General features: G+C 43.7%; 13 protein-coding genes, 9 tRNA genes and 7 rRNA genes. All 29 read right to left on the bottom strand.

Going from position 1 to position 25180, the window contains the following annotated elements; all coding sequences use genetic code 11:
• Positions 1 to 26: 26 nt before the first annotated feature.
• Positions 27 to 1346, bottom strand: a complete 1320-nt coding sequence (locus B5P37_RS06975) for an ISL3 family transposase (protein WP_085238400.1) — start codon at positions 1344 to 1346, stop codon at positions 27 to 29.
• A gap of 276 nt (positions 1347 to 1622) precedes the next feature.
• Positions 1623 to 1737, bottom strand: a 5S ribosomal RNA gene (gene rrf, locus B5P37_RS06970).
• Between the two features lie 79 nt (positions 1738 to 1816).
• Positions 1817 to 4738: ribosomal RNA gene (locus tag B5P37_RS06965) — 23S ribosomal RNA — on the bottom strand.
• Positions 4739 to 4872: 134 nt separating this feature from the next.
• Positions 4873 to 4949, bottom strand: a tRNA-Ile gene (locus B5P37_RS06960).
• Positions 4950 to 5052: 103 nt separating this feature from the next.
• Positions 5053 to 6604, bottom strand: a 16S ribosomal RNA gene (locus tag B5P37_RS06955).
• Positions 6605 to 6849: 245 nt separating this feature from the next.
• Positions 6850 to 6964 (bottom strand): 5S ribosomal RNA (gene rrf, locus B5P37_RS06950).
• A 79-nt stretch (positions 6965 to 7043) separates the two neighbouring features.
• Positions 7044 to 9962: ribosomal RNA gene (locus B5P37_RS06945) — 23S ribosomal RNA — on the bottom strand.
• Positions 9963 to 10189: 227 nt separating this feature from the next.
• Positions 10190 to 11741 (bottom strand): 16S ribosomal RNA (locus tag B5P37_RS06940).
• 133 nt (positions 11742 to 11874) lie between these two features.
• A tRNA-Ala gene (locus B5P37_RS06935) sits at positions 11875 to 11950 on the bottom strand.
• 15 nt (positions 11951 to 11965) lie between these two features.
• Positions 11966 to 12039, bottom strand: a tRNA-Pro gene (locus tag B5P37_RS06930).
• Positions 12040 to 12053: 14 nt separating this feature from the next.
• A tRNA-Arg gene (locus B5P37_RS06925) sits at positions 12054 to 12130 on the bottom strand.
• Positions 12131 to 12143: 13 nt separating this feature from the next.
• A tRNA-Leu gene (locus B5P37_RS06920) sits at positions 12144 to 12229 on the bottom strand.
• A 7-nt stretch (positions 12230 to 12236) separates the two neighbouring features.
• Positions 12237 to 12311, bottom strand: a tRNA-Gly gene (locus B5P37_RS06915).
• An 18-nt stretch (positions 12312 to 12329) separates the two neighbouring features.
• A tRNA-Lys gene (locus tag B5P37_RS06910) sits at positions 12330 to 12402 on the bottom strand.
• A 6-nt stretch (positions 12403 to 12408) separates the two neighbouring features.
• Positions 12409 to 12484, bottom strand: a tRNA-Thr gene (locus B5P37_RS06905).
• A 1-nt stretch (position 12485) separates the two neighbouring features.
• A tRNA-Val gene (locus B5P37_RS06900) sits at positions 12486 to 12561 on the bottom strand.
• Positions 12562 to 12571: 10 nt separating this feature from the next.
• Positions 12572 to 12686, bottom strand: a 5S ribosomal RNA gene (rrf, locus tag B5P37_RS06895).
• Together the 16S, 23S and 5S rRNA genes with 9 tRNA genes alongside form the textbook arrangement of a ribosomal RNA operon.
• 627 nt (positions 12687 to 13313) lie before the next feature.
• Positions 13314 to 14801, bottom strand: a complete 1488-nt coding sequence (gene lysS, locus B5P37_RS06890) for a lysine--tRNA ligase (RefSeq protein ID WP_085237534.1) — start codon at positions 14799 to 14801, stop codon at positions 13314 to 13316.
• A gap of 22 nt (positions 14802 to 14823) precedes the next feature.
• Positions 14824 to 15816 carry a tRNA dihydrouridine synthase DusB gene (gene dusB / locus B5P37_RS06885; RefSeq protein WP_085237533.1) on the bottom strand — a complete coding sequence of 331 codons (993 nt, stop codon included), beginning with the start codon at positions 15814 to 15816 and terminating at the stop codon, positions 14824 to 14826.
• A 44-nt stretch (positions 15817 to 15860) separates the two neighbouring features.
• A complete protein-coding gene (gene folK, locus B5P37_RS06880; RefSeq protein WP_085237532.1) occupies positions 15861 to 16346 on the bottom strand; it encodes a 2-amino-4-hydroxy-6-hydroxymethyldihydropteridine diphosphokinase in 486 nt (161 codons plus the stop codon).
• Positions 16339 to 16710, bottom strand: coding sequence for a dihydroneopterin aldolase (gene folB / locus B5P37_RS06875; protein WP_085237531.1), 372 nt, complete (start codon positions 16708 to 16710; stop codon positions 16339 to 16341). Before folB ends, folK begins: the two co-directional genes overlap by 8 nt.
• The gene (gene folP / locus B5P37_RS06870; RefSeq protein ID WP_085237530.1) at positions 16700 to 17491 is read right to left on the bottom strand and encodes a dihydropteroate synthase; all 792 of its coding nucleotides are present in this window, start codon (positions 17489 to 17491) and stop codon (positions 16700 to 16702) included. The genes folB and folP overlap by 11 nt, the downstream gene beginning before the upstream one ends.
• 311 nt (positions 17492 to 17802) lie before the next feature.
• Positions 17803 to 18732 (bottom strand): cysteine synthase A, encoded by a 930-nt coding sequence (cysK, locus tag B5P37_RS06865; protein WP_085238438.1) that lies wholly within the window; start codon positions 18730 to 18732, stop codon positions 17803 to 17805.
• A 181-nt stretch (positions 18733 to 18913) separates the two neighbouring features.
• Positions 18914 to 19798 carry an Hsp33 family molecular chaperone HslO gene (gene hslO, locus B5P37_RS06860; RefSeq protein ID WP_085237529.1) on the bottom strand — a complete coding sequence of 295 codons (885 nt, stop codon included), beginning with the start codon at positions 19796 to 19798 and terminating at the stop codon, positions 18914 to 18916.
• A 276-nt stretch (positions 19799 to 20074) separates the two neighbouring features.
• Positions 20075 to 22186: an ATP-dependent zinc metalloprotease FtsH gene (gene ftsH, locus B5P37_RS06855; protein ID WP_085237528.1), complete on the bottom strand. Its 2112-nt coding sequence runs from the start codon at positions 22184 to 22186 to the stop codon at positions 20075 to 20077.
• 178 nt (positions 22187 to 22364) lie between these two features.
• Positions 22365 to 22904 carry a hypoxanthine phosphoribosyltransferase gene (gene hpt / locus B5P37_RS06850; protein WP_085237527.1) on the bottom strand — a complete coding sequence of 180 codons (540 nt, stop codon included), beginning with the start codon at positions 22902 to 22904 and terminating at the stop codon, positions 22365 to 22367.
• Positions 22894 to 24183: a tRNA lysidine(34) synthetase TilS gene (gene tilS, locus B5P37_RS06845; RefSeq protein WP_085237526.1), complete on the bottom strand. Its 1290-nt coding sequence runs from the start codon at positions 24181 to 24183 to the stop codon at positions 22894 to 22896. The genes hpt and tilS overlap by 11 nt, the downstream gene beginning before the upstream one ends.
• Before the next feature lie 84 nt (positions 24184 to 24267).
• A complete protein-coding gene (locus B5P37_RS06840; protein WP_085237525.1) occupies positions 24268 to 24645 on the bottom strand; it encodes a S1 domain-containing RNA-binding protein in 378 nt (125 codons plus the stop codon).
• 134 nt (positions 24646 to 24779) lie between these two features.
• Positions 24780 to 25169: an FtsB family cell division protein gene (locus B5P37_RS06835; protein ID WP_085237524.1), complete on the bottom strand. Its 390-nt coding sequence runs from the start codon at positions 25167 to 25169 to the stop codon at positions 24780 to 24782.
• Between the last annotated feature and the right edge of the window lie 11 nt (positions 25170 to 25180).

Here is a 25180-nt window from a genome sequence, read left to right as displayed (position 1 = left end):
ACGTCGGTTGGTGAAGAAATATCGTACTAAGTGGCAATTTTTTGTTGCTTAGTACGTTTTTTATATTCACTTACGTATAACCTTGAAATAATTAAAATCCTATTTCTAAAGTTATAAAAATTTCTATAACCATAAGAGACACGCTTAATAAGCTTTATTTTATTGTTAATACCTTCAATTGGACCATTGGTCAAATGAGGATTTTGAATCGTATTTGAAATATAAGGTATATATTTTATGAGTGTGTTAATAACACGTTTGAGTCCATTTGAAATATTTAAACTCTTCGAACGTTGTAATGCTTCCTCTAATTGTTCAATGTTATTTGATCTTAGGGTTTCTAGAATATGATGTCCTGCTTCATACGTTAATTGGAATTCTTCATCAAAAGTTAACAAGAATTGTACTAAACTATACTGACTATGCCATGTATTAAAAAGTCTGAACGAGTGATAATGGACTCTGTCTAATTCAATTGGAGATTTTAATAAAAGCTTCCAATACCGTTTTAATTTATTGTACTTGGGTTTTTCTTTAGTCTTAAAACTATTCATTGTTTTAACGCGACTGTGATTGATTTCACGGTTAACCGCTTGAACAATATGAAAACGGTCTAAGATAATATCTGCATTGGGAAATAATGATTGAATTAGCGACATGTATGGTGGATACATATCAATAGAAACACTTTTAACTCCTTCACGCTGCTTTCTTGAGAATCTTAAAAAGTATTCTTCCAACTTGAACTTACGTCGATCTGGCAAGATATCAATAATATCATGCGTGATACTATCACAGTATATAAAGCTCATAGAGCTGTCGACATCATTAGTTGACTTAAATTCATCAAAGGATAAATGTTGGGGCAATATATCACTAGGTTGTGTTTTTACTGCTTCCCCTAGGTCTTTCAAATACCGATGAACAGTTGAAGGTGAAACTAAAACACTATTCGCTATATCTTTTTCAGATATGACAGTGGCGAGCTTTCTCGTCACCATTAGTTTTACGTCATTAGAAATTGTACAACGCGGTTCTATATATGGTGTTTTAGCCGTAAAAGTTTGACCACAAGCTTTACAATAGAAGCGTTGCTTTTTTAACACAAGATAACTAGGCCTTTCAAGAATAAGCCCCATATACACTCTTGTACTGCGAAAGCCATTTTTAATAACTGTGTGTTGCTCATTCTTGATACCACAACACTCACAACCTTTAGGTTGATAAGTTAAAACCCCTTTATAAAACAATGATTGAACGTTCTTGAAGGTTTGAATACCTAAACATTCAGTGATTTTTAAATTTGATACTTTTATTCCAATCATTTCTGATATATCATTATACATAGGCACGAATATCTCTCCTTAATTTGTTGGTTTTGTCACTTACAATTATAGAGATATTTGTGCTATTTTTGTATTTAAAACAAAAATAACGGCCAGTGAAAAACTCACCAACCGTTAAAAGTATAGAACCTGAAAAACTCACCAACCGTTAAAAGTATAGAACCTGAAAGAAAAACAGAATGAATGCGAAGAGCTCTTAATAGAGAGGCATGCCAAAAGTTTCAAAAAGAAAAAGCTTCAAAGCAATAGAATACCATTGCTTTGAAGCTTTCGATAACCTGGCACCGTCCTACTCTCGCGGAACGTAAGTCCGACTACCATCGGCGCTAAAGAGCTTAACTTCTGTGTTCGGCATGGGAACAGGTGTGACCTCTTTGCCATTGGCACCAGATTCATCATATTGAATGTGTATACATTCAAAACTAGATAGTAAGTATCGTATTTATCAATAAAACCTAATGAACATCATTTTGATTAAGTCTTCGATCGATTAGTATTCGTCAGCTCCACGTATCGCTACGCTTCCACATCGAACCTATTCACCTCATCATCTTTGAGGGATCTTATAACCGAAGTTGGGAAATCTCATCTCGAGGGGGGCTTCATGCTTAGATGCTTTCAGCACTTATCCCGTCCATACATAGCTACCCAGCGATGCCGTTGGCACGACAACTGGTACACCAGAGGTATGTCCATCCCGGTCCTCTCGTACTAAGGACAGCGCCTCTCAAATTTCCTACGCCCACGACGGATAGGGACCGAACTGTCTCACGACGTTCTGAACCCAGCTCGCGTACCGCTTTAATGGGCGAACAGCCCAACCCTTGGGACCGACTACAGCCCCAGGATGCGATGAGCCGACATCGAGGTGCCAAACCTCCCCGTCGATGTGAACTCTTGGGGGAGATAAGCCTGTTATCCCCGGGGTAGCTTTTATCCGTTGAGCGATGGCCCTTCCATGCGGAACCACCGGATCACTAAGTCCGTCTTTCGACCCTGCTCGACTTGTAGGTCTCGCAGTCAAGCTCCCTTATGCCTTTACACTCTATGAATGATTTCCAACCATTCTGAGGGAACCTTTGAGCGCCTCCGTTACTCTTTAGGAGGCGACCGCCCCAGTCAAACTGCCCGCCTGACACTGTCTCCCAGCACGATAAGTGCTGCGGGTTAGAAATCCAATACAATGAGGGTAGTATCCCACCAACGCCTCCACGTAAGCTAGCGCTCACGTCTCTCAGGCTCCTACCTATCCTGTACAAACTGTACCGAATTTCAATATCAGGCTACAGTAAAGCTCCACGGGGTCTTTCCGTCCTGTCGCGGGTAACCGGCATCTTCACCGGTACTATGATTTCACCGAGTCTCTCGTTGAGACAGTGCCCAAATCGTTACGCCTTTCGTGCGGGTCGGAACTTACCCGACAAGGAATTTCGCTACCTTAGGACCGTTATAGTTACGGCCGCCGTTTACTGGGGCTTCGATTCGTAGCTTCGCAGATGCTAACCACTCCTCTTAACCTTCCAGCACCGGGCAGGCGTCAGCCCCTATACGTCACCTTACGGTTTAGCAGAGACCTGTGTTTTTGATAAACAGTCGCTTGGGCCTATTCACTGCGGCTCTTCAGAGCGTGAACCCCAAAGAGCACCCCTTCTCCCGAAGTTACGGGGTCATTTTGCCGAGTTCCTTAACGAGAGTTCGCTCGCTCACCTTAGAATTCTCATCTTGACTACCTGTGTCGGTTTGCGGTACGGGCACCCTGATTCTAGCTAGAGGCTTTTCTTGGCAGTGTGAAATCAACGACTCGAGGAACAAGTTCCTCTCCCCATCACAGCTCAATCTTAAGAGTGCCGGATTTGCCTAACACTCAATCTCACTGCTTAGACGTGCACTCCAACAGCACGCTTCGCCTATCCTACTGCGTCCCCCCATCGCTTAAAGCGAATCATGGTGGTACAGGAATATCAACCTGTTATCCATCGCCTACGCCTTTCGGCCTCAGCTTAGGACCCGACTAACCCAGAGCGGACGAGCCTTCCTCTGGAAACCTTAGTCAATCGGTGGACGGGATTCTCACCCGTCTTTCGCTACTCACACCGGCATTCTCACTTCTAAGCGCTCCACATGTCCTTGCGATCATGCTTCGACGCCCTTAGAACGCTCTCCTACCATTGTCCAAAGGACAATCCACAGCTTCGGTAATATGTTTAGCCCCGGTACATTTTCGGCGCAGTGTCACTCGACTAGTGAGCTATTACGCACTCTTTAAATGATGGCTGCTTCTAAGCCAACATCCTAGTTGTCTGGGCAACGCCACATCCTTTTCCACTTAACATATATTTTGGGACCTTAGCTGGTGGTCTGGGCTGTTTCCCTTTCGAACATGGACCTTATCACCCACGTTCTGACTCCCAAGTTAAATTATTTGGCATTCGGAGTTTGTCTGAATTCGGTAACCCGAGAGGGGCCCCTCGTCCAAACAGTGCTCTACCTCCAATAATCATCACTTGAGGCTAGCCCTAAAGCTATTTCGGAGAGAACCAGCTATCTCCAAGTTCGATTGGAATTTCTCCGCTACCCTCAGTTCATCCGCTCACTTTTCAACGTAAGTCGGTTCGGTCCTCCATTCAGTGTTACCTGAACTTCAACCTGACCAAGGGTAGATCACCTGGTTTCGGGTCTACGACCAAATACTCATTCGCCCTATTCAGACTCGCTTTCGCTACGGCTCCACATTTTCTGCTTAACCTTGCATCAGATCGTAACTCGCCGGTTCATTCTACAAAAGGCACGCCATCACCCATTAACGGGCTCTGACTACTTGTAAGCACACGGTTTCAAGTTCTCTTTCACTCCCCTTCCGGGGTACTTTTCACCTTTCCCTCACGGTACTGGTTCACTATCGGTCACTAGAGAGTATTTAGCCTTAGGAGATGGTCCTCCCAGATTCCGACGGAATTTCACGTGCTCCGTCGTACTCAGGATCCACTCAAGAGAGAATTCGTTTTCGACTACAGGATTATTACCTTCTCTGATTAACCTTTCCAGGTTATTCGTCTAACAAATTCTTTTGTAACTCCGTATAGAGTGTCCTACAACCCCAACAAGCAAGCTTGTTGGTTTGGGCTCTTCCCGTTTCGCTCGCCGCTACTCAGGGAATCGATTTTTCTTTCTCTTCCTCCGGGTACTAAGATGTTTCAGTTCTCCGGGTCTGCCTTCTTGCATGCTATGTATTCACATGCAGATAACACGACATAACTCGTGCTGGGTTTCCCCATTCGGAAATCTCTGGATCAACGCTTACTTACAGCTCCCCAAAGCATATCGTCGTTAGTAACGTCCTTCATCGGCTTCTAGTGCCAAGGCATCCACCGTGCGCCCTTAATAACTTAATCTGTTATTAATTATGTGAGTCGTTTTTCAACGACTAGCGATTCATTTTTTGTTTCAAGCTTTTAAACGCTTGTCACTCGGTTTTGCTTGGTAAAATCAATACTTACTTATCTAGTTTTCAATGTACAATTTCAAATGGTGGGCCTAAGTGGACTCGAACCACCGACCTCACGCTTATCAGGCGTGCGCTCTAACCGGCTGAGCTATAGGCCCATTTGAATTTTGAATCCTCAAATGGATGAGCATTCAAAACTGAATACAATATGTCACGTTAATCCGCTATCACCTGCTGGTGATATTCCGTAATTATCCTTAGAAAGGAGGTGATCCAGCCGCACCTTCCGATACGGCTACCTTGTTACGACTTCACCCCAATCATTTGTCCCACCTTCGACGGCTAGCTCCAAAATGGTTACTCCACCGGCTTCGGGTGTTACAAACTCTCGTGGTGTGACGGGCGGTGTGTACAAGACCCGGGAACGTATTCACCGTAGCATGCTGATCTACGATTACTAGCGATTCCAGCTTCATGTAGTCGAGTTGCAGACTACAATCCGAACTGAGAACAACTTTATGGGATTTGCTTGACCTCGCGGTTTCGCTGCCCTTTGTATTGTCCATTGTAGCACGTGTGTAGCCCAAATCATAAGGGGCATGATGATTTGACGTCATCCCCACCTTCCTCCGGTTTGTCACCGGCAGTCAACTTAGAGTGCCCAACTGAATGATGGCAACTAAGTTCAAGGGTTGCGCTCGTTGCGGGACTTAACCCAACATCTCACGACACGAGCTGACGACAACCATGCACCACCTGTCACTTTGTCCTCCGAAGAGGAAAACTCTATCTCTAGAGCGGTCAAAGGATGTCAAGATTTGGTAAGGTTCTTCGCGTTGCTTCGAATTAAACCACATGCTCCACCGCTTGTGCGGGTCCCCGTCAATTCCTTTGAGTTTCAGTCTTGCGACCGTACTCCCCAGGCGGAGTGCTTAATGCGTTAGCTGCAGCACTAAGGGGCGGAAACCCCCTAACACTTAGCACTCATCGTTTACAGCGTGGACTACCAGGGTATCTAATCCTGTTTGATCCCCACGCTTTCGCACATCAGCGTCAGTTGCAGACCAGAAAGCCGCCTTCGCCACTGGTGTTCCTCCATATCTCTGCGCATTTCACCGCTACACATGGAATTCCACTTTCCTCTTCTGCACTCAAGTTTTCCAGTTTCCAATGACCCTCCACGGTTGAGCCGTGGGCTTTCACATCAGACTTAAAAAACCGCCTACGCGCGCTTTACGCCCAATAATTCCGGATAACGCTTGCCACCTACGTATTACCGCGGCTGCTGGCACGTAGTTAGCCGTGGCTTTCTGGTTAGGTACCGTCAAGATGTGCATAGTGACTTACACATGTGTTCTTCCCTAACAACAGAGCTTTACGATCCGAAGACCTTCATCACTCACGCGGCGTTGCTCCGTCAGGCTTTCGCCCATTGCGGAAGATTCCCTACTGCTGCCTCCCGTAGGAGTCTGGACCGTGTCTCAGTTCCAGTGTGGCCGATCACCCTCTCAGGTCGGCTACGTATCGTCGCCTTGGTGAGCCGTTACCTCACCAACTAGCTAATACGGCGCGGGTCCATCTATAAGTGACAGCAAAACCGTCTTTCACTGTTGAACCATGCGGTTCAACATATTATCCGGCATTAGCCCCGGTTTCCCGGAGTTATTCCAGTCTTATAGGTAGGTTACCCACGTGTTACTCACCCGTCCGCCGCTAACGTCAAAGGAGCAAGCTCCTCATCTGTTCGCTCGACTTGCATGTATTAGGCACGCCGCCAGCGTTCATCCTGAGCCAGGATCAAACTCTCCATAAAAGAAGTAAGCTTGATATAGCTCGTTGATTGTTTAAGTCAATCATTCTTGAAAGTACTGTTGAAGTACTCAAAATTATCGGAATTAACGTTGACATATTGTCATTCAGTTTTCAATGTTCATGTTATTTCTTTTTGACTCGACAAGAATTAATTATACATAATCATCGCATCTGAGTCAACAACTTTTATCATTTTTCTTTAATTTTTCCAAGAAAAAATGACCAACAGGTCATATTAAAAGTTTTGCTTGGCAACGTCCTACTCTCGCGGAACGTAAGTCCAACTACCATCGGCGCTAAAGAGCTTAACTTCTGTGTTCGGCATGGGAACAGGTGTAGCCTCTTTGCCATAGTCACCAAACAATGGTATATGAATGTATATACATTCAAAACTAGATAGTAAGTATCGTATTTATCAATAAAACCTAATGAACATCATTTTGATTAAGTCTTCGATCGATTAGTATTCGTCAGCTCCACGTATCGCTACGCTTCCACATCGAACCTATTCACCTCATCATCTTTGAGGGATCTTATAACCGAAGTTGGGAAATCTCATCTCGAGGGGGCTTCATGCTTAGATGCTTTCAGCACTTATCCCGTCCATACATAGCTACCCAGCGATGCCGTTGGCACGACAACTGGTACACCAGAGGTATGTCCATCCCGGTCCTCTCGTACTAAGGACAGCGCCTCTCAAATTTCCTACGCCCACGACGGATAGGGACCGAACTGTCTCACGACGTTCTGAACCCAGCTCGCGTACCGCTTTAATGGGCGAACAGCCCAACCCTTGGGACCGACTACAGCCCCAGGATGCGATGAGCCGACATCGAGGTGCCAAACCTCCCCGTCGATGTGAACTCTTGGGGAGATAAGCCTGTTATCCCCGGGGTAGCTTTTATCCGTTGAGCGATGGCCCTTCCATGCGGAACCACCGGATCACTAAGTCCGTCTTTCGACCCTGCTCGACTTGTAGGTCTCGCAGTCAAGCTCCCTTATGCCTTTACACTCTATGAATGATTTCCAACCATTCTGAGGGAACCTTTGAGCGCCTCCGTTACTCTTTAGGAGGCGACCGCCCCAGTCAAACTGCCCGCCTGACACTGTCTCCCAGCACGATAAGTGCTGCGGGTTAGAAATCCAATACAATGAGGGTAGTATCCCACCAACGCCTCCACGTAAGCTAGCGCTCACGTCTCTCAGGCTCCTACCTATCCTGTACAAACTGTACCGAATTTCAATATCAGGCTACAGTAAAGCTCCACGGGGTCTTTCCGTCCTGTCGCGGGTAACCGGCATCTTCACCGGTACTATGATTTCACCGAGTCTCTCGTTGAGACAGTGCCCAAATCGTTACGCCTTTCGTGCGGGTCGGAACTTACCCGACAAGGAATTTCGCTACCTTAGGACCGTTATAGTTACGGCCGCCGTTTACTGGGGCTTCGATTCGTAGCTTCGCAGATGCTAACCACTCCTCTTAACCTTCCAGCACCGGGCAGGCGTCAGCCCCTATACGTCACCTTACGGTTTAGCAGAGACCTGTGTTTTTGATAAACAGTCGCTTGGGCCTATTCACTGCGGCTCTTCAGAGCGTGAACCCCAAAGAGCACCCCTTCTCCCGAAGTTACGGGGTCATTTTGCCGAGTTCCTTAACGAGAGTTCGCTCGCTCACCTTAGAATTCTCATCTTGACTACCTGTGTCGGTTTGCGGTACGGGCACCCTGATTCTAGCTAGAGGCTTTTCTTGGCAGTGTGAAATCAACGACTCGAGGAACAAGTTCCTCTCCCCATCACAGCTCAATCTTAAGAGTGCCGGATTTGCCTAACACTCAATCTCACTGCTTAGACGTGCACTCCAACAGCACGCTTCGCCTATCCTACTGCGTCCCCCATCGCTTAAAGCGAATCATGGTGGTACAGGAATATCAACCTGTTATCCATCGCCTACGCCTTTCGGCCTCAGCTTAGGACCCGACTAACCCAGAGCGGACGAGCCTTCCTCTGGAAACCTTAGTCAATCGGTGGACGGGATTCTCACCCGTCTTTCGCTACTCACACCGGCATTCTCACTTCTAAGCGCTCCACATGTCCTTGCGATCATGCTTCGACGCCCTTAGAACGCTCTCCTACCATTGTCCAAAGGACAATCCACAGCTTCGGTAATATGTTTAGCCCCGGTACATTTTCGGCGCAGTGTCACTCGACTAGTGAGCTATTACGCACTCTTTAAATGATGGCTGCTTCTAAGCCAACATCCTAGTTGTCTGGGCAACGCCACATCCTTTTCCACTTAACATATATTTTGGGACCTTAGCTGGTGGTCTGGGCTGTTTCCCTTTCGAACATGGACCTTATCACCCACGTTCTGACTCCCAAGTTAAATTATTTGGCATTCGGAGTTTGTCTGAATTCGGTAACCCGAGAGGGGCCCCTCGTCCAAACAGTGCTCTACCTCCAATAATCATCACTTGAGGCTAGCCCTAAAGCTATTTCGGAGAGAACCAGCTATCTCCAAGTTCGATTGGAATTTCTCCGCTACCCTCAGTTCATCCGCTCACTTTTCAACGTAAGTCGGTTCGGTCCTCCATTCAGTGTTACCTGAACTTCAACCTGACCAAGGGTAGATCACCTGGTTTCGGGTCTACGACCAAATACTCATTCGCCCTATTCAGACTCGCTTTCGCTACGGCTCCACATTTTCTGCTTAACCTTGCATCAGATCGTAACTCGCCGGTTCATTCTACAAAAGGCACGCCATCACCCATTAACGGGCTCTGACTACTTGTAAGCACACGGTTTCAAGTTCTCTTTCACTCCCCTTCCGGGGTACTTTTCACCTTTCCCTCACGGTACTGGTTCACTATCGGTCACTAGAGAGTATTTAGCCTTAGGAGATGGTCCTCCCAGATTCCGACGGAATTTCACGTGCTCCGTCGTACTCAGGATCCACTCAAGAGAGAATTCGTTTTCGACTACAGGATTATTACCTTCTCTGATTAACCTTTCCAGGTTATTCGTCTAACAAATTCTTTTGTAACTCCGTATAGAGTGTCCTACAACCCCAACAAGCAAGCTTGTTGGTTTGGGCTCTTCCCGTTTCGCTCGCCGCTACTCAGGGAATCGATTTTTCTTTCTCTTCCTCCGGGTACTAAGATGTTTCAGTTCTCCGGGTCTGCCTTCTTGCATGCTATGTATTCACATGCAGATAACACGACATAACTCGTGCTGGGTTTCCCCATTCGGAAATCTCTGGATCAACGCTTACTTACAGCTCCCCAAAGCATATCGTCGTTAGTAACGTCCTTCATCGGCTTCTAGTGCCAAGGCATCCACCGTGCGCCCTTAATAACTTAATCTGTTATTAATTATGTGAGTCGTTTTTCAACGACTAGCGATTCATTTTTTGTTTCAAGCTTTTAAACGCTTGTCACTCGGTTTTGCTTGGTAAAATCAATACTTACTTATCTAGTTTTCAATGTACAAATCATTCTGAATCCTCAAATGGATGAGCATTCAAAACTGAATACAATATGTCACGTTAATCCGCTATCACCTGTTGGTGATATTCCGTAATTATCCTTAGAAAGGAGGTGATCCAGCCGCACCTTCCGATACGGCTACCTTGTTACGACTTCACCCCAATCATTTGTCCCACCTTCGACGGCTAGCTCCAAAATGGTTACTCCACCGGCTTCGGGTGTTACAAACTCTCGTGGTGTGACGGGCGGTGTGTACAAGACCCGGGAACGTATTCACCGTAGCATGCTGATCTACGATTACTAGCGATTCCAGCTTCATGTAGTCGAGTTGCAGACTACAATCCGAACTGAGAACAACTTTATGGGATTTGCTTGACCTCGCGGTTTCGCTGCCCTTTGTATTGTCCATTGTAGCACGTGTGTAGCCCAAATCATAAGGGGCATGATGATTTGACGTCATCCCCACCTTCCTCCGGTTTGTCACCGGCAGTCAACTTAGAGTGCCCAACTGAATGATGGCAACTAAGTTCAAGGGTTGCGCTCGTTGCGGGACTTAACCCAACATCTCACGACACGAGCTGACGACAACCATGCACCACCTGTCACTTTGTCCTCCGAAGAGGAAAAATCTATCTCTAGAGCGGTCAAAGGATGTCAAGATTTGGTAAGGTTCTTCGCGTTGCTTCGAATTAAACCACATGCTCCACCGCTTGTGCGGGTCCCCGTCAATTCCTTTGAGTTTCAGTCTTGCGACCGTACTCCCCAGGCGGAGTGCTTAATGCGTTAGCTGCAGCACTAAGGGGCGGAAACCCCCTAACACTTAGCACTCATCGTTTACGGCGTGGACTACCAGGGTATCTAATCCTGTTTGATCCCCACGCTTTCGCACATCAGCGTCAGTTACAGACCAGAAAGCCGCCTTCGCCACTGGTGTTCCTCCATATCTCTGCGCATTTCACCGCTACACATGGAATTCCACTTTCCTCTTCTGCACTCAAGTTTTCCAGTTTCCAATGACCCTCCACGGTTGAGCCGTGGGCTTTCACATCAGACTTAAAAAACCGCCTACGCGCGCTTTACGCCCAATAATTCCGGATAACGCTTGCCACCTACGTATTACCGCGGCTGCTGGCACGTAGTTAGCCGTGGCTTTCTGGTTAGGTACCGTCAAGATGTGCATAGTGACTTACACATGTGTTCTTCCCTAACAACAGAGCTTTACGATCCGAAGACCTTCATCACTCACGCGGCGTTGCTCCGTCAGGCTTTCGCCCATTGCGGAAGATTCCCTACTGCTGCCTCCCGTAGGAGTCTGGACCGTGTCTCAGTTCCAGTGTGGCCGATCACCCTCTCAGGTCGGCTACGTATCGTCGCCTTGGTGAGCCGTTACCTCACCAACTAGCTAATACGGCGCGGGTCCATCTATAAGTGACAGCAAAACCGTCTTTCACTGTTGAACCATGCGGTTCAACATATTATCCGGCATTAGCCCCGGTTTCCCGGAGTTATTCCAGTCTTATAGGTAGGTTACCCACGTGTTACTCACCCGTCCGCCGCTAACGTCAAAGGAGCAAGCTCCTCATCTGTTCGCTCGACTTGCATGTATTAGGCACGCCGCCAGCGTTCATCCTGAGCCAGGATCAAACTCTCCATAAAAGAAGTAAGCTTGATATAGCTCATTGATTGTTTAAGTCAATCACTCTCGAAAGTACTGTTGAAGTACTCAAAATTATCGGAATTAACGTTGACATATTGTCATTCAGTTTTCAATGTTCATATTAAAAAATAATGGTGGAGACTAGCGGGATCGAACCGCTGACCTCCTGCGTGCAAAGCAGGCGCTCTCCCAGCTGAGCTAAGCCCCCATATTTTTAGAAAAGTCGGGAAGACAGGATTTGAACCTGCGACCCCTTGGTCCCAAACCAAGTGCTCTACCAAGCTGAGCTACTTCCCGTTATTTAAATTAAATGGCGCGCCCGATAGGAGTCGAACCCATAACCTTTTGATCCGTAGTCAAACGCTCTATCCAATTGAGCTACGGGCGCTGAAACGTATTGATGCCGAGGACCGGAATCGAACCGGTACGGTGATCTCTCACCGCAGGATTTTAAGTCCTGTGCGTCTGCCAGTTCCGCCACCCCGGCAAAATAATGGAGCAGAAGACGGGATTCGAACCCGCGACCCCGACCTTGGCAAGGTCGTATTCTACCGCTGAACTACTTCTGCTCAATCATATTCAAATGATGAGCCATAGAGGATTCGAACCTCTGACCCTCTGATTAAAAGTCAGATGCTCTACCAACTGAGCTAATGGCTCATTAAATGGTGCCGGCCAGAGGACTTGAACCCCCAACCTACTGATTACAAGTCAGTTGCTCTACCAATTGAGCTAGGCCGGCATGGTGGAGAATGACGGGTTCGAACCGCCGACCCTCTGCTTGTAAGGCAGATGCTCTCCCAGCTGAGCTAATTCTCCATTATAATATGCCTGGCAACGTCCTACTCTCGCGGAACGTAAGTCCAACTACCATCAGCGCTAAAGAGCTTAACTTCTGTGTTCGGCATGGGAACAGGTGTGACCTCTTTGCCATAGTCACCAGACAAATTGTTTTTTAATTTTTATTCAACTCTTGTTGAGTACCTTTTTATAATACCCGCTTTGTGAAAACTTTTCAATAGTTAATTTTACACTTTGTTTAAGTTTTTTACAAGTACTTTAAATTTGTTTGCCACTTAATTTGACGACTTTTATATAATACTCAATTCTATCAACAAAGTCAACTGATTTTTTAGTGTTTTTTATATTTATTTATTATCCTCTGTTCAAAGCTTCATATTGTTATTCTTCGACTGCATCAACAACCTCTTATCTTCGTGTTGGAATTGGAAAATCAACCTCATGCATCGCTCCGATGATTTCTTGAATCAAACGTCTGTAGAAATCAGAACAATAAAAATTGTCTCTTTCATGTACCGTCATACTCAAGCGGAACACTGATTGAATAACACGCATGCGATACCGATATTCGTCTACAAATTTCGTTAAGCATCTGCAAAATGCGTGTGCTACTTCTTTCAATCCCCTTTCAAAATCTCATCCGAGTCGTTAATACTTTTCGTCGTTATTTAATAAACGTAAACCCTACATCATGCGTACGGTTTACGTTTATTAAAATTATCATTCATTCATGCGTGAATCATATGTTTCTATCATTAGAACGCGACAATTTATTTTTGACGCATATACGGGAATAATAAGACATCACGAATAGAAGGTGAGTTCGTTAATAGCATCACTAAACGGTCGACACCAATACCGAGTCCACCAGTTGGAGGCATCCCATATTCCAATGCTTCAATGAAATCTTCATCCATTTCATGTGCCTCGTCATTGCCTTGTTCTTTTTCAATTAATTGTGCTTCAAAACGTGCACGTTGATCAATTGGGTCATTCAACTCTGTAAATGCATTCGCATGTTCACGACCCACAATAAATAACTCAAATCGATCTGTAAAACGTGGATCTTCAGGATTTTTCTTAGCTAACGGAGAAATTTCAATGGGATGACCATAGATAAATGTCGGTTGAATTAATGTTTCTTCGACTTTTTGTTCAAAGAATTCATTTAAAACATGACCATACTTCATGTTGCCATCGACCTCAATACCGTGTGCTTTTGCCAATTCATGCGCTTCTTCGTCAGACTTCACTTCATAAAAATCGACCCCTGTGACTTCTTTAACAGCATCGACCATATGCAATCTGCGCCATTGCGGCTCTAAATCAATGGTTGCATCACCATATTGAACTGTCGTTGTGCCTAGGACACGACGCGCAATATGTGCAACAAGCGCTTCTGTTAACGCCATGATATCTTTGTAATCCGCATAAGCTTCATACAATTCAATCATCGTAAACTCTGGATTATGTCGCGTCGATACACCTTCATTACGGAAGACACGTCCAATTTCATAAACTTTCTCCAAGCCCCCGACGATGAGTCGTTTCAGATGCAATTCGATCGCAATACGCATATAGAGTGTGGCATCTAAAGCATTGTGATGTGTGACGAACGGACGTGCCGCTGCGCCACCTGCAATTTGGTGCATCATTGGCGTTTCAACTTCTAAAAAGCCTTTTTCGTTCAGATATGTGCGCATCTCTTGAAGAATGCGACTACGATTGATAAATGTTTGTGTACTTTCTTCGTTCGTAATTAAGTCAAGGTAGCGTTGGCGGTAGCGTTGCTCAATATCCTGTAAGCCATGATGCTTATCCGGTAACGGGCGCAATGCTTTAGAAAGAAGTTTGAATGCCTTTGCTTTAACGGATAACTCGCCTGTATTTGTCTTAAACATAACCCCTTCGACGCCGACAATATCGCCTAAATCGGCACTTGACCAAATATTAAAAGCGTCATCACCGACTTGATCTTTGCGGACGTAAATTTGGATTTGACCTGATAAATCTTTAATGTGTGCAAATCCCGCTTTACCTTTACCACGTTTTGTCATAATACGACCTGCAATCACCGTATGACTTTCCGCTTCTTTATCAGCAAGTTCTTCTTTTGTGTATGCGTCCCATTCAGCTTTTAAAGCTTCTGCATTCCCCGTACGTACAAATTTTTCACCAAATGGGTCAATGCCTAAATCTCTCAACTCTTGTAATTTTTGTCGACGGACCAGCATTTGGTCATTCATTTCTTCAGTCATCCTTAACTCTCCTTTTCATTTCCTATACTTCTAGTTTTTGCTTTTCCATTCGTTCATCACGAAATTGCGTTAAAATTTCAGTCATTTCCGCTAAAGTTTCTGCCTGATTTAACGCTTTACGTGCTGTGCCATTTCCTCTGACACCTTTCAAGTACCAAGACGCATGTTTTCTCATTTCCATGACGCCGACTTTCTCGCCTTTTAAATCAACAAGGCGATTCAAATGTAGTAATGCAATTTCAATTTTTTCATCAATCTGTAGTTCGTCTATCAGTTCACCAGTTTCTAAATAATGAACCGTACGATAAATCATCCATGGATTACCTAATGCCTCGCGTCCAATCATGACCGCATCGACCCCTGTTTCTCGCAGCATCTTTTCAGCAAGTTCAGGGCTCGTTACATCACCGTTACCAATGACTGGAATATTCACAGCTTCCTTCACTTGACGAATGATATCCCAATCCGCCTTACCTTCATACATTTGTACACGTGTCCGGCCATGTAGCGAAATCGCCGCAGCACCTGCACGTTCAGCTGCTTTTGCATTTTCAACTGCAAAAATGTGATTTTCATCCCAACCAATGCGCATCTTGCATGTGACAGGCTTACTCACACGTTCTGTCACAGCTGATACCATTTCATAGATCTTGTTCGGATCGAGTAACCAGCGGGCACCCGCTTCACATTTAATAATTTTTGAAACCGGACACCCCATGTTAATATCAATAATGTCCGCTGTTGTATTTTTATCGACGTATTCAGCTGCTTCAACCAACGTCTCTTTTTCTCCTCCGAAAATTTGCAGTGATAACGGGCGCTCATTTTCATCTATATAAAGCATTTTCATTGTTTTCGGGTTGTTGAATAGAATCGCTTTGTCACTCACCATTTCAGCACATACGAGCCCTGCACCGAACTCTTTAACGGTGAGTCGAAACGCAGAGTTACATACCCCTGCCATCGGTGCAAGGACGACTCTGTTTTCAATTTCAACGTCTCCAATTTTCCACATTTCAAAATTCCTCCAATGTTTTCAAAGTCAGTCACTTTGTTTCATCATAATGTTTCTTTATATTTCACTACTGTATCATCATGTGGGACGAGTTGTTGAATGGTTTGGCCTGAATGCGGTTCAATGACGTTTGTAGCGATGTCATTCAATGGAATCATGACAAAAGCACGTTCAGTCATGCGTGGATGTGGAACGATTAAATCTTCGTCTTCAATCATTGCATCACCGTACAACAAAATATCGATATCCATCGTACGCGGGCCCCATCGCTCTTTGCGTACGCGATGTAATTCGGCCTCCGTTTTCAAGGCGACTTCAAGTAATGCATGAGCGGGCAGTTCTGTTTGAATGTGTACACATAAATTCAAAAAATCAGGTTGTTCTGTATAGCCCACCGGTTTGGTTTCGTAAACGGGAGACACTGAGACAACATGAATTGCATCGTGCGCGTCTAATAACGCAACGGCTTGTTTCAACTGTGCTTCACGATCACCGATATTACTTCCTAAACCTAAATATGCATCAATCATGATGACTCACCCTCACAATCTCTACACCGACCCCTTCATAATGACCAGGAATAGGCGGATTTTTTTTTGTGATTCTCACTTTCGTTTCCATTACACGATTATAGTGTGAATTTATACGTATTGCAATACGTTCCGCGAGATGTTCCAACAATTGAACTGCTGCATCGTGCATGATTGCTTTGATATCTTCATAAACTTCACCATAATGTACGGTATCCTCTACACGATCTGATTTCCCAGCTTCACGTAAATCGACTTTCATTTCAACATCAACCGTAAAAATTTGTCCAATTTCATTTTCAGCAGCAAGTGCACCGTGATAAGCGTAAAATTCGAGTCCTTGTAAAAATATTTTATCTTTCATCTTCGTATCCTTTCAATGCATCCATTGCTCGCGCGAGACGTGCATTCATTAAGACATTATGGACACGCACGCCATGTACGCCTTTCATAATGCCGTATGCAGTTGTGGCTGCGGTAGCTTCATCGCGCTCATCAATTTTATTATCTCCACCGAGCAACCATTTGATGAAACGCTTACGACTTGTTGCCAATAGGACTTTATACCCTGTTGCCACCAATTCATCCAATCGAGACATCGCTTCTTGTTCTTCTTCACGAGTTTTAGCAAATCCGATGCCGGGATCTAACCAAATTCGTGATTGTGCAACCCCAGCCCGTATTGCTTTAGTTGCTTGCTTTAACAATAATACAAGCATCTCATCCATGACGGGCATATCCCGCGTACCGTCACCGTTATGCATTAAAATCAATTCCGCATCGTAACGTGCAACGACTTCAAATATGCGTGGATCATAGAGACCTGCCCACTGATCATTAATCATTCTCGCCCCTGCTTCAAGTGCCGCTTCTGCCACTTCACTGCGAAAAGTATCTACAGAAATCGTGACATTTAAATGTTGAAGCGCTCTGACCACCGGAATAACCCGTGCCAACTCTTCTTCTACTGTTACTTCTTCATGACCAGGGCGTGTTGACACACCCCCGACATCAATAATATGTGCACCTTGTTCAACCATTTGTGTCGCATGCGCAACTGCTTTCGTCACTTCATTAAATTGGCCGCCGTCTGAAAATGAATCAGGTGTGACATTTAAAATACCCATAATTTGTGTTTGTGGCATGTATCGTCTTCCTTTCCATTTCATTTCCCCTACACATCCACTATAGAATAGCTATATTATAACAAATTTCATTCAATAAGGTATTAAGAGGACACATATTGAGTGATTTGCCCTATGACGCATTTGAGAATACGAGACACATGGATTAAAATACGTTTCAACTCAAAAGACATATGGCGAGCAGCTCTAGACCGTAGACGAACGCGCTCGCCTCAAATGTATCGGCGTTGGCTTAAATCTCTCTATAAATTGAAAAAGCCGGACTGCGAAATTCCTTTCACAATCCTGCTTTTTCTCAATCTTTATCACATTTACTCGAAGTTGTACAATGGCGTTGATAAGTAACGCTCACCATTACTTGGCAAGACTGTTACAACCGTCTTACCTTTACCTAATTCTTTTGCTTTTTGAATCGCAGCATAAATTGCAGCACCTGAAGAAATACCACCGAGAATCCCTTCTTCTTTTGCTACACGACGTGATGTTTCCATCGCAACCTCGTTACCGACTTTAATGATTTCATCATAAATCTCTGTGTTCAATGTACCCGGAATAAATCCAGCACCTAAACCTTGCAATTTATGCGGTCCTGGTTCACCACCACTAAGTACCGGCGAATCTTCTGGCTCAATCGCTACAATTTGAATCTCTGGATACTTTTCTTTCAAGACTTTACCTGCACCAGAAAGCGTCCCCCCTGTACCAACACCTGCTAAAAAGGCATCGATGGTACGGCCTTTGAATTGTTCGACGAGTTCTGGACCTGTCGTCAATTCATGCACGCGTGGATTGGCAGGGTTTTCGAATTGTTGTGGCTCAAAATAACCGTATTTCTCTTTGAGTTCTTTTGCTTTTTTAATGGCACCTTTCATCGCTTCTGCTCCAGGTGTGAGCACTAATTCCGCACCATACGCTTTTAATAAGTTGCGACGTTCCATACTCATTGTTTCAGGCATAGTGAATACCGCTTTGTAGCCTTTCGCCGCACATACAAACGCAAGCCCAATTCCTGTGTTACCTGATGTAGGCTCAACAATCGTATCGCCCGGCTTGATTTTTCCATCTTTTTCAGCTTGTTCAATCATCGCCAATGCAATACGATCTTTAACTGAACCTCCTGGATTTTGATATTCCAATTTCACATAGATATCTGCTGCATCTTCACCTGCTTGGTGACGTAACTTGACTACGGGGGTTTGACCAATTATTTCAGTAATGTTCTCTACGGGTTTTCTGACCATCATCATCAGCCTCACTTTTCATATATTTTGATAACACATAGTTTTTGTATCGGATATCTTAAGTGTACCACTATTTATATGTCAACAAAAGTAAATCACTAATCTTAATCCTATATTTTTGTTTCTTAATATCAACAAAAACATCATAAATCGTCATGACCGCCCCATACACGCAATCCTTTTAAGATGTCGTTTCAGTCAGCAAGGATTGAAGCGCCTCTTCAGAAAAATGATAACGTGAGCGACAGAAATGACATTCCGCTTCTGCACCGTGATCTTTTGCGATCATATCTTCAATCTCTGCTTCCCCTAAACCTTTGATTGCATTTAAAAACTTGTCATAGCTACATTGACATTCAAATGCGACGGGCATCGTTTCTAAAACTGTCACGTTCTCTTCGCCTAAAATCGTTTGCAACATTTCTTCTGGCGTCAGTCCTTCTGCAATTAAAGTAGATACTGGTTTCATCGACTTAATTGCCGCTTCCAAACGATCAATCGTTTCTTCTTTAGCCCCTGGCATCACTTGAATCACAAATCCTCCAGCCGCTTTAATTGAGTTGTCCGGATTCACTAAAACCCCCACCCCTACTGATGAAGGCACTTGTTCGCTGTTGGCAAAATAGTACGTAAAATCCTCGCCTAGCTCCCCAGAAATAATAGGGCTACTTCCCGTATAGTAATCACGTAGGCCAATGTCTTTGACTACGTTGATGGCACCGCTTGTTCCTACCGCCCGTCGCACATCGAGTTTGCCTTGTTCGTTTAATGGGAAGTGTGTTTGTGGCTGTGTGACATAGCCGCGTACTTTACCTGTCGCATCTGCGTCTGCAATAATTCTTCCAATAGGACCATCGCCATCAACTGTCACTGTTAACTTTTGGTCTCCTTTTAACATGGCACCCATCATCACAGTGGCTGTCATCGTTCTACCTAATGCTGCAGAGGCTGTCGGCCATGTGTAGTGCCTTGTTTGCGCTTCCTGAATCGTTTCGGTTGAATTGACGCTATATGCGCGAATTTCGCCATTAAAGGCGAGTGCTTTCACTAAATAATCATGTGTCATTTTTCTAGCTCACTCCTTAAAATCCCTTAAAGTAATCATATTGATGGATAGCAAAGATTTTGAAGTTCCATCTATGCGTTCTCTACTTTGCATCATCATACGCGTTAGTTAATGCGGACTCAACTAAAATGCCTTGCATACGATTGGCACAATTGAGTCATCGCGGTTTTTAGCGTTTACACGTTAGTGACGTGATCGGTGATGCCTAACATTCCATGAGAAAAGGACCTTTCCTAAAAGTCGATTACTTTCAAGAAAAGTCCTTTTGCTCAATGCCTATTGACGTGGTGATGGGTCGTCACCTGGGCGTTCAATGTTTGGCCCTTGCTCAAAACCTGTTGTATCATTTTGTTCCTCTTGTTTTGATTCTTCATGCCCTTCAGACGAATCATCTTTCGATGGTGCCTCCTGACGACGTTCAGATTGACCACGGTTTGCACGTTCTGTCAACGCTTCTTGCTCGCGTCGAATGTCATCATAAGACTTACCAAATTTGCCATCTTTAAATGCTTCATTTTCTGAATGATTCACCACTTTAGCTTCATCATAATTCACTTCTGGCAAATGCCCTTCATGGAATAATGACTGAATTTGTTCAGCAACTAATGTTTCTTCTGTTAATAGTGTCTCTGCAATTAATCGTAATTGTGATTCATGTTCCAATAAGATTTGTTTACAACGTTCATATTGTTCTTTGACGATACGTTGTACTTCTTTATCAATTTCAAATGCGATTTGACCAGAATATTCCGGCTCACCAGACATATCTTTACCTAAAAAGACTTGTCCGCCACCATGTGAAAATTGTAACGGTCCAAGTTTTTTACTCATACCGTATTTCGTCACCATATCACGTGCAATTTGTGTCGCACGCTCAAAGTCATTCGAAGCACCTGTCGACACTTCATTAAAGATGATATCTTCTGCAACACGTCCACCAAGCAAGCCACAAATTTTATCGAGCAATTCTGGCTCTGTCATTAAGAAACGATCTTGTTTCGGCAACATCATTGCGTAACCGCCGGCTTGACCTCGTGGAACAATCGTCACTTTGTGTACCACTTCTGCTTCATCAAGCACCATACCAATAATCGTATGACCTGCTTCGTGATGAGCGACAATGTTACGTTCTTTGTCAGAAATAACACGAGATTTTTTAGCTGGACCGGCAATGACACGATCGGTTGCTTCTTCAATATCACGCATGTCGATTTTTTTCTTACCACTACGCGCTGCAATTAATGACGCTTCGTTTAATAAGTTTTCCAAATCGGCACCTGAGAAACCAGGCGTACGTTGTGCAATCGCTTTAAGGTCTATTGTCTCATCTAAAGGTTTATTTTTAGCATGAACATGTAAAATTGCTTCACGACCTGTCACATCTGGACGTCCAACTTGAATTTGACGGTCAAATCGACCTGGACGTAATAAGGCAGGGTCCAAGATGTCTGGACGGTTCGTTGCAGCAATCATGATAATACCTTCATTTTCACCAAAACCATCCATCTCTACAAGAAGTTGGTTCAATGTTTGCTCACGTTCATCATGACCGCCACCGACACCCGCACCACGCTGGCGACCTACAGCATCGATCTCATCTATAAAAATGATACACGGCGCATTTTTCTTCGCATTTTCGAATAAATCACGGACACGGCTCGCACCAACACCGACAAACATTTCAACAAAGTCTGAACCACTGATTGAGAAAAATGGCACACCGGCTTCACCTGCAACAGCACGTGCAAGTAAGGTTTTCCCTGTCCCTGGTGGTCCAACCAACAAGACCCCTTTCGGAATACGAGATCCCATTTGCTTGAATTTTTTATTGTCTTTTAGGAAATCGACAATTTCAATGAGTTCTTGCTTCTCTTCATCTGCTCCGGCTACATCTGTGAAACGGACGCGACCTTTTTGACTATCGTACATCTTGGCTTTGGATTTACCAAAGTTCATCATACGACCGCCACCGCCACCACCTTGAGCCTGACTAAGGAAGAAGATAAAGAGTAAAGCAATGACTAAGACAGGAATTAATGTAGAAATAATACTTACAAATACACTCTGCCCCTCTTCTTCTTTAACTGTAAATTCTAATCCATTTTGTTCTTTGGCTGTTTTGGTAACTTTATTCAACTCTTGATCATCATTGAACAGAATTGTTGATGCATAATCGTCATTATTCTTTAACTTACCACTCACTTTATACACATTATTTTCGGGTTGAATTTCTAAAGATTTCAATTCTCCATCATCTAATTTTTGCATAAACTGCGTATAAGTTAACTCTTTAGGTACGTTGCCATTCCCATTAATCCATGAAAACAACCCAAAGATAACAACGCCGACAATGGCTATAAACAGCACATTACGAAAAGCTTTCTGCATGCGTCGTTTCCTCCTACTTCAAATATAAAACTAATAAAAATTTTACCATAATTGTTACATACATGGCTAGTAATTGACTTTTATCGATTCTTGCAACATGCCGCATTCATATGGATTCCACTGTAGGCGCCTCCATCGCATTGACGAAAACACCTGAATCAGATTCAATGTATACCGATTAATCGGCGTATATTTCTGGCTTCAGTGTTCCAATATAAGGCAAATTACGATATTTCTCTTGATAATCTAAACCGTATCCGATGACAAACTCATCAGGAATTTTCTTACCGACATATTTGGCCTCAATATCTGCTTTACGTCGATTCGGTTTATCCAATAATGTGACGATTTCTAAAGAACGTACGCGACGAGATTGTAGCAGCTCTGTAATAGATTTTAATGTTGTTCCCGTCTCAAGGATATCTTCAATAATGAGCACATCTTTATTTTCAATAGACGCACTCAAATCCTTTAAAATTTGAACTTCACCTGTCGACTCTGTTCCCCCGTGGTAACTTGAAACATCCATAAAATCAATCGCTAATGGCAAATCAATCCGCTTAATCAAATCTGTCATAAATAAAACGGACCCTTTTAAAATCCCTACACAGAACAACGTTTTCCCTCGATAATCCTCTGTGATTTGTTGACCTAATTTATGACAAATTTCCTGGATGTCGTCCTCAGTTAATAACACTGCTTTCAAATCATTTTCCATGTATGTCATCTCCCATAAACTGTATCTTGATTACATTTCTAAATTTTTGCTGAATAAACAAGGGACCTACCGCTAAAATATCGCCTTCCATCGTTTCGACAATAGGCATCTGCGCCCTCAAGTATGCAGGCACTTTCTCATCAATCATGAGTCGCGATACTTTTTTATGATGGCCGTGAAGCCACGGCACGCGATCACCTTGTTGGCGCGTCCGAATCCGTAACAAAGGTAAAGCTACATCTGGTGTAGCCGTCAACTGAACGTCATAAAGTCCAAAACGGTAATGACCTGCATCTGTGACTTGCATTGTATGCAGTGTGTGATGCGGTTGTAGCGGCGCCATTATTACTAATTTATCATACACAATATCCGCTTGCCATTGGTTTGTATGCAACAGCTCGGTTTGCGCAATTGGACTCGCTAACTTTTGGAACCAATCTTCGTACGTATGTGCACTCATCGTAACGCTATCCTCATATTCATGCAACAATCTATCCAAAGTCAACATTTTAACATGTGGCGTGAGTGCGTTAAAAGCGTTTCTCTCCAAGATGGTAGAATGTGCGTTTCTTGTCACAAATGATGTAATAAATGCGTCTACTTCACGTTCCATCAAATTCAACGCTTCGTCGTGAAACGCTTTTAATCTTAATAAATGCTGAGGTTGTAGCTGTTGATTCGATGCGATATAAGGCAATAAGCGGTTTCTAATCTGATTGCGTACGTAACTGTCGCTCGCATTGGACCGATCTTCAAAAAAAGGCACGTCATGTTGCTGTTGGTAGGCGCGAATTTGTGCTTTCGTCATATTTAACAGCGGCCTTAACACAGTATAGGACTGCCGATGTGCAACATCAGAAATACCTAAATGATTCCGCGTACTTTTTCCTGTAAACAAACGATAAAAAATGGTTTCAATTTGATCATCTTGATGGTGTGCTGTTAACAAACAATCCGCATGAAGTTGCATCATCATTTCATCAAACCACTTGTAGCGCATGACTCTTGCATCATTTTGTATGCTTCGATTTTGTGCAACTGCCTCAGACAAATCTAAATGTTTCACATAACAAGCAATCTGATGTGCTTCACAATAGTTTTGAATAAATGCCGCTTCTTCATCTGACGCCGTGCGTAAACCGTGATGGACATGCAAGCACGTCAACTGTCGATACGTTGCTGCATAATCATGTAATAAACGATGCAGTAAAACCATGCTGTCTACCCCTGTCGATACCGCAAGTACAAGATGATCGGTCATTTTCCAATTTTGTTGCATGTTCATTGTCACTCCCACATTAAAATAGAGGCTGAGAGTCAAAGTTAGCCTTCGTTTCTCAACCTCTAAGTCATCATGTAATGCTTAACGACGTGAACCTCTGCCACCACGTCTTGATTCTGTCTGACGTTTAATAGAAGTAAGTTTGTCTTCACTATCTTTCAAAAAGTTCGATAGTTTCTTCTCAAAGTCTTCTGGTTTTTGCGCCGGTTTTTGTTTACGTGGACGCTCTTTCGCTTTTTTAATTGATAAACTGATTTTACCATCATCTGCAATTGATAGTACTTTTACTTCTACTTCATCACCGACTGATAAATGGTCTTCTACATTCTCTACATAATTATCCGCTACTTCACTAATATGAACTAGCCCACTTTTTCCTTCAGGCAATTCCACGAATGCACCAAATTTTTTGATACCAGTGACTTTACCTTTTAACTTACTTCCTACTTCGATTGACATTGTTTTAATGCATCCTCCCGCTTTAGTTCAATATAGTTCTATTATACGTTTGTTTGTCTGTTTTCACAACGACAAATTGTAATTCGACTTTTTTATGCGACTTTATATCATCTTTTTCTATATTTAAAAGCACACTACTCTTTTTTAGATTGTTTATTTTGCTTATCATCATTCGGTAATTTAAAAATAATTTCACCGTCATTACTTAGGTAGTACTCGTCCCTCGCGATTTTCTCGACGTAGGCTTCATCATTTAAATTGTTCAGTTGTTCTTTCAATTCAATCTCTTTGTCTTGCAATTTTTGGTATTCTTCTTCTTTTGCTTGACGCTCAACAGAGGCATCGTGATTCCCTTTGAGTTGGAGCACCAACATCACTAACAACAAAATAATGATGCCTAGCAGTATACCACCAAACACTGACACACGTTTTTTAACGACCTTTTTTCGGCGTTCATGGTTCTTTTTCTTGGCATTTTTTTGACTTGTATACTGATTGCCGATATTTTGAATTTTTTCATTCATGAGGCGTCACC

The organism is Staphylococcus lutrae, from assembly GCF_002101335.1.
GTDB classification, from domain to species: Bacteria; Bacillota; Bacilli; order Staphylococcales; family Staphylococcaceae; genus Staphylococcus; species Staphylococcus lutrae.
The sequence above is the reverse complement of the archived record's forward strand: the minus strand, read 5'-3'. Positions and strand labels throughout refer to the sequence as shown.

Bases quoted from the DNA above. Each gene is read 5' to 3' on its own strand.
- B5P37_RS06975 (WP_085238400.1), bottom strand. From the start codon at position 1,346: ATGTATAATGATATATCAGAAATGATTGGAATAAAAGTATCAAATTTA.
- lysS (WP_085237534.1), bottom strand. From the start codon at position 14,801: ATGACTGAAGAAATGAATGACCAAATGCTGGTCCGTCGACAAAAATTA.
- dusB (WP_085237533.1), bottom strand. From the start codon at position 15,816: ATGTGGAAAATTGGAGACGTTGAAATTGAAAACAGAGTCGTCCTTGCA.
- folK (WP_085237532.1), bottom strand. From the start codon at position 16,346: ATGATTGATGCATATTTAGGTTTAGGAAGTAATATCGGTGATCGTGAA.
- folB (WP_085237531.1), bottom strand. From the start codon at position 16,710: ATGAAAGATAAAATATTTTTACAAGGACTCGAATTTTACGCTTATCAC.
- folP (WP_085237530.1), bottom strand. From the start codon at position 17,491: ATGCCACAAACACAAATTATGGGTATTTTAAATGTCACACCTGATTCA.
- cysK (WP_085238438.1), bottom strand. From the start codon at position 18,732: ATGGTCAGAAAACCCGTAGAGAACATTACTGAAATAATTGGTCAAACC.
- hslO (WP_085237529.1), bottom strand. From the start codon at position 19,798: ATGACACATGATTATTTAGTGAAAGCACTCGCCTTTAATGGCGAAATT.
- ftsH (WP_085237528.1), bottom strand. From the start codon at position 22,186: ATGCAGAAAGCTTTTCGTAATGTGCTGTTTATAGCCATTGTCGGCGTT.
- hpt (WP_085237527.1), bottom strand. From the start codon at position 22,904: ATGGAAAATGATTTGAAAGCAGTGTTATTAACTGAGGACGACATCCAG.
- tilS (WP_085237526.1), bottom strand. From the start codon at position 24,183: ATGCAACAAAATTGGAAAATGACCGATCATCTTGTACTTGCGGTATCG.
- B5P37_RS06840 (WP_085237525.1), bottom strand. From the start codon at position 24,645: ATGTCAATCGAAGTAGGAAGTAAGTTAAAAGGTAAAGTCACTGGTATC.
- B5P37_RS06835 (WP_085237524.1), bottom strand. From the start codon at position 25,169: ATGAATGAAAAAATTCAAAATATCGGCAATCAGTATACAAGTCAAAAA.